Origin of the sequence: Thalassospira sp. MCCC 1A01428, from assembly GCF_002115825.1 — a bacterium.
Lineage (GTDB): Bacteria > Pseudomonadota > Alphaproteobacteria > Rhodospirillales > Thalassospiraceae > Thalassospira.
In genome coordinates, this window is sequence record NZ_JFJZ01000115.1 from 1 (window position 1) to 2,191 (window position 2,191).

Sequence of the window (2,191 nt, forward strand, 5' to 3'; positions counted from 1 at the left end):
TCCTTGCTGGTTTGATGGCAAGCTATTGATTGCTGCCAAAACGTTGTTCTGGAAGGCAATCGCTTGCGGCGAGGAACTATTATTGATCTGGTCAAGGGTCGCACCAAAAGATGCGCCGACGCTACCGCTTGGCGCACCGGTGGACTGATAGCCTGCCGATGTCTGTGTGATTGTCACAACAAGGTCTTTGCCCACGGTCGCCGTGGTCGCCCCGCGTCCCGATGTGCCGACAACCGATGCATTCGTAATCGCATAGCTCCCTGTCCCGCCAGCGCCGACAATCGTATAGGTATCACCAGCCACCAGATTGTTGCCCGACATCACAAGGGTCGTATTACTAATCGCCGCATTTCCTGAAACCGTCAGTGACCCGAAGTTCGAGGAGGATGCCGCCTTTACCACCAGCCCACCGCCAGTTTGAGTATAGTTGCCGGTAATGCTGAGCCCGTTTACCAGTTTAAGGGTTGCTCCACTGTTAACAACGGTATGGCCGGTAACATCAATATGATCGTTGAGGAGCAAGTAGCCCGATGTAAAATGTAAATCTGCGAAAGGGCTCTCAATCTTGCCTATATCACTGCTTGCAGTGGTCGCCCCTACCCCGGTCAGTACACCGTATTTTGTGTCGCTATCGCCACCCGAAATGCTAAACCCCCCCGGTGTTATCGACCCCGAGGTATATGCGTCATAACCTATGGTTCCCCCAATAGTCCCCGTATTGGCAATGATCATTGCATCCGCCGAGGCATTCGTAATTGCCCCATATGGTCCGACGCTGCCCGCTATGGTGCCACTATTTGACAATGAACCGAGTGTACCCTGATTCAAAATACTGGAAATGAAACCGGAGTTTTCGATAACATTAATATTTTTGTCAAAGTTGTTTCTTATTCCGTCGGAAATTTTATTACTGTTTGTTATTGTCCCAATTGAGCCTTTATTGTCAATTGACGTTGAATCCGTCGCTGAAATTGTTCCGCTGTTTGACAAAATTCCGATCGTGCCTTGATTAACGATGGCCGCTGTTGATCGATCCCCAATAATTTCACCACTATTTGAAATAAGTGATATTGAACCGTGAATACCATTGGAAATGACTTCATATCCATTGGCCCCCATCGTCCCCACGTTCAATATGGTTGCAACCTTACCGTAATTTATAACACCGCGGTCCGCATTTAAATGGCCATAATTGGTAAGTGTCCCGACGTTTATTGTACTATCGCCAATCAGTACTGCGGTGTCCCCGCCAAGCATCCGATTACTTGCAATCTCAAGATTGCCGCCACTCCAGTCTACACAGCTCACCGAAAGAGACGTTGATCCGGAAATCGTTGTATCGCTCGACACCGTGGAACACTCAGATACAGCCCGCGCAGAGTTTGAAGTTAAAGACAAGGCGCTGACAGCAGCCAAAGACACCCCCATCAATAGCCGCACACGCAAACCAGGAATCTTAAACTGGTTGATCATCAAATCCCCCCCCCAGGAACAATCGAGGGCAAAGCCACGTCGTGCTTGCTCGCCCACCTATACAATGGTTTATTTTTTTATACATCGACTTTAAAGGCAAAAATATAAATAATTCTAATTATCGTCGAATATTCTTACAATCTTTGGCACAACACAAAACGGCGATCCGAAGACCGCCGTTTTGTTGATCACCATATATTTTTAGAAATCCCAAGCGGCACGTACGGTTCCCGTCTGGCTTTGATAGCCTGACCGCAATTCACCGTCATATTCAACCCGAAGGCTGCCACTGGCAAACGTGTCAAGCCCGATTGCAACACCAATCCGCGCACCATCAGATGGCAAACGTTCGCTTTGCACCGAAAAGGCCGTGCCGCCAATTCGACCCGTCGTATCAATCGCACTGCTGGTATAATCATGCACCCAGGCCGCTGAAACTTCCGGCGACACCATACCAAGACCGGTATCAAACTGCCACGCCGCCTTCGCCCCGATTTCATGGCTCACGCTATCGGTATTCAGGCTATCGACCGAATTATTGGCCGACCCGGCACCGGTTTCGTCATAGGCCTCGTTCCGCGCATGGATCCAGCGCAGACCGGCAAACGGCGTTACGGTTGTGCTATCGCCCAGGGCAAAGTCATAGCCCACCCGGCTGCTGGCCGAATATTGCTGGCCATCATAATCCGCACTCGCCGTGCTGCCCAAAAAGTCGATC

The 2,191-nt window shown here is 50.2% G+C and carries 2 protein-coding genes; both read right to left on the reverse strand.

Translation table 11 applies throughout. The features are described 5' to 3' along the window. Nucleotides 1-1,473 (reverse strand): hypothetical protein (locus THS27_RS26075; protein ID WP_210403033.1); only part of this gene is annotated, 1,473 nt, incomplete at its 3' end. A gap of 201 nt (nucleotides 1,474-1,674) precedes the next feature. Then, nucleotides 1,675-2,191, reverse strand: a 517-nt coding sequence (locus tag THS27_RS26080) for an autotransporter outer membrane beta-barrel domain-containing protein (protein WP_168185027.1), incomplete at its 5' end; no start/stop codon positions are given.